This window comes from Lonsdalea britannica (genome assembly GCF_946477055.1).
Lineage (GTDB): Bacteria > Pseudomonadota > Gammaproteobacteria > Enterobacterales > Enterobacteriaceae > Lonsdalea > Lonsdalea britannica_A.
Window position 1 is genome coordinate 1 of record NZ_CAMKXG010000345.1, and the last position, 2,996, is coordinate 2,996.

At 53.0% G+C, this 2,996-nt stretch carries 4 protein-coding genes; 2 read left to right on the top strand and 2 right to left on the bottom strand.

Annotation, left to right across the window (positions count from 1 at the left end; translation table 11 throughout):
* Window positions 1-776, bottom strand: a 776-nt coding sequence (locus Q7O77_RS16415; protein WP_304169763.1) for a HAMP domain-containing protein, incomplete at its 3' end; no start/stop codon positions are given.
* Window positions 773-1,471 (bottom strand): envelope stress response regulator transcription factor CpxR, encoded by a 699-nt coding sequence (cpxR, locus tag Q7O77_RS16420; protein WP_304169765.1) that lies wholly within the window; start codon window positions 1,469-1,471, stop codon window positions 773-775. The genes cpxR and Q7O77_RS16415, both read right to left, overlap by 4 nt.
* A gap of 152 nt (window positions 1,472-1,623) precedes the next feature.
* Here cpxR and cpxP point away from each other — a divergent pair, with 152 nt between their 5' ends.
* Window positions 1,624-2,121, top strand: a complete 498-nt coding sequence (cpxP, locus tag Q7O77_RS16425; RefSeq protein ID WP_085653662.1) for a cell-envelope stress modulator CpxP — start codon at window positions 1,624-1,626, stop codon at window positions 2,119-2,121.
* Window positions 2,122-2,690: 569 nt separating this feature from the next.
* The gene (locus Q7O77_RS16430; RefSeq protein WP_085651751.1) at window positions 2,691-2,993 is read left to right on the top strand and encodes a TM2 domain-containing protein; all 303 of its coding nucleotides are present in this window, start codon (window positions 2,691-2,693) and stop codon (window positions 2,991-2,993) included.
* The last annotated feature ends 3 nt before the right edge of the window (window positions 2,994-2,996 follow it).

Sequence of the window (2,996 nt, forward strand, 5' to 3'; positions counted from 1 at the left end):
AGCTGCAGCCGGGTCAGCGGCGTACGCAGTTCGTGAGAGATGTCCGACAGCAGACGCTGCTGCACGGTCACCATGCGCTCCAGCGCGCTCACCATCTGGTTGAAGCTGGCGCCGGTCGCGCGGAATTCGTGCGGGCCGGACTCCAGTTCAGGATGTTGACGCAGGTTGCCTCGTGCGACTTCGTCGGCCGCGATTTTCAGCTTGCGGGCCGGTTTCGCCAGACTCCAGGCCAGCCACAGCAGCAGCGGGCTGCTGATGAGCATGGTGACGATGAGCAGCAACAGCGGGCGGTCGAACAGCAGGTTGATGAAGTCGGACTGCGGGCTGCTGGCGGGTCGGATCAGGTACAGCAGATAGTTGTCTTCGCTATCCCTGACGGAGAACGGGCCCAGCAGCTCGACGCGGCCGTATTTCTTCTTCTGGGGGAAGTCGGCGTTATCGGACTGGCCGATGAAGTTACGGACGATCTGCATTTCCTGGCGCTGCGAACCGATGACGCGACCCTCGGTGGTCACCAGTAGCAGGCGTTGGCCGGGCGGCGCCCATTTCTCTATGGCGTGAAACAGCCGACGCCACCAGAGCAGGTCGTTCGCCGGGTCGTGAGCCAGTTCCGCTTCAATATGTTGTTCGAGCATTAACCCCTGACGCTGCTCGCTTTCGAGCAGCGGGGTCAGTTGGCGGGAGTCCAGCTTGGGCAGCATCAGCACCAGCATCAGCACCAGGACCAGCGTCAGCCAGAATATGGCGAAAATACGGGCAGTAAGGCTGTTGATCATGCGGTGGACACCATCAGATAGCCTCGTCCGCGCAGGGTTTTGAACCACGGTAGACCGTCTTTGCGGTCAGGTAACTTACGCCGCAGATTGGAGATGTGCATGTCGATGGCGCGGTCGAAAGGCGTTAGCCGTTTGCCGAGCACTTCCTGACTCAGGTGTTCGCGGGAGACGACCTGACCCAGACGCTGGGCCAGCAGATACAGCAAAGTGAACTCGGTACCGGTCAAATCCAGCACGGTGTCGTCGAAGCTGGCTTCCTGACGGCCGGGATTCAGACGCAGCGCGTCCACTTCCAGCGTCGGTGCGGTCGTTTCGCCCACCTGTTGCTGATCTGTCCAGTTCGAGCGACGTAAAATCGCGCGAATACGCGCCACCAGCTCCCGGTCGTTAAACGGTTTCGGCAGATAATCATCGGCGCCCAGTTCCAGACCCAATACGCGGTCCAGCTCGCTGCCGCGCGCGGTCAGCATAATGACGGGCGTCTGATGGCGTTGACGCAGTTCCTTCAAGGTATCAAGGCCGTTTTTCTTCGGCATCATGACATCCAACAGCAGCAGATCTATTGAATCGTCCAACGCGCCCAGTGCTTGTTCGCCGTCATAGGCCACGACCACGTTGAATCCTTCCATTTCGAGCAGTTCCTTCAACAAGGAAGTCAGCTCTTTATCATCGTCAACCAACAGGATTTTATTCATGAGTTACCTACCTCCTCGGGCAAAATACGCCATAGATTGCCGCTATTCCATGACTTTACGTAGTTTTACACCGTCTGACGCATGTTTGCAGCGGGGTGTTTAGACTGAACCCATCAATTCGCTGAGCGGTACAACTTACTGAGGAGTTATTGATGCGGCGCACCACCTTGTTGTCTCTCGCTTCACTGCTGTTGCTGGGTTCCAGCATCGCTACGGCAGCCGACGCCGGGGGGCTTGGGATGGAAGAACTGACGCAGAATGACTCTGCCACGAAACGCATTCCTAGTCAGCAAAGGATGTTCGATGGCGTGAAGTTGACTGAACAGCAACGCCAACAGATGCGTGATCTGATGCAGGAAGTGCGGCATGACATGCCTCCCTATTCCGCGCAGGACGTAGAAACAATGTATCAATTGGTTATAGCTGAAAAATTCGATGAGGCGGCCGTACGGGCGCAAATCAATAAAATGACGCAGGCGCAGATTGCACGTCAGGTGGAAATGGCCCGGGTGCGTAATCAGATGTACAGCCTGCTGACGCCGGAACAGAAAGAAGTGCTGCGTCGTAAGCATGAGCAGCATATGGAAGTGATTCGCGAGCAAATCTCAGTCGCGAATCAGCAGGAAAAATATTTTAGCGTGCCGAAGTGAGCCTTTGACTGAGGTGTAGGCAGCACAAAAACGGAATCCCTGAGCAGTACCCTGTGAGTTGTTGAACGATAGTGAAACGTTGTGTGTGTAGATGATAGACCCTGTTTTCCTTGCCATAGACACCATCCCTGTCTATTTGCCCTCCTTGATGGAGGGCTTTTTTTTGGCTATTTCCGGGAAACATTTTTCAAAACAAAAAGATATAAACCAAATGCAAGCGGTTAGCATGTGGACGGATACAGGCCAAAAACCGGTTTTTTTCCTCAAGTGTGGACACCATGGGGTCACTTTTTAGCGCGTATCCCGGATATGTGTGAATCGCAGACTCAGTCCTTGCACGACGGCTTTTTTCCTTTGTCAGATTATCAATATCCTATGAATCACACATCTCTTAAGCCATATGACGTATCAAGTAGCGACACATATTGCTCCAGCAAATGCTGTTCCTCGCTCTGAATATGAAGGTGGCCCATTAAATTTGGCTTAATGCACTGTTTTTTAAGTAAAGCTTTGGCTTTTATTGGCCGATAAGCAGTTCGGAATGAAAACAAGTCAATTATGGAGTGATTATGTCTGGGATGGTTTTCTGCCGTGGTTGCGGTAAAGAAGTTCACGAATCTGCTAGTGCTTGCCCACACTGTGGTGCAACACAGTCATCGCAACCTCAGGGAGAGAAAAGCCGCATGGCGGCAGCGCTATTCGCATTCTTTCTAGGCTCTTTTGGGGCTCATAAATTTTATTTAGGGAAAGTAGGTCAGGGATTGCTCTATTTAATCTTCTTCTGGACTTTTATCCCTTGCTTCATCTCTTTCGTCGAATTCATTTTGTATCTCTGCCAGTCAGATGAAGAGTTCGCTAGAAAATATGGATGATTG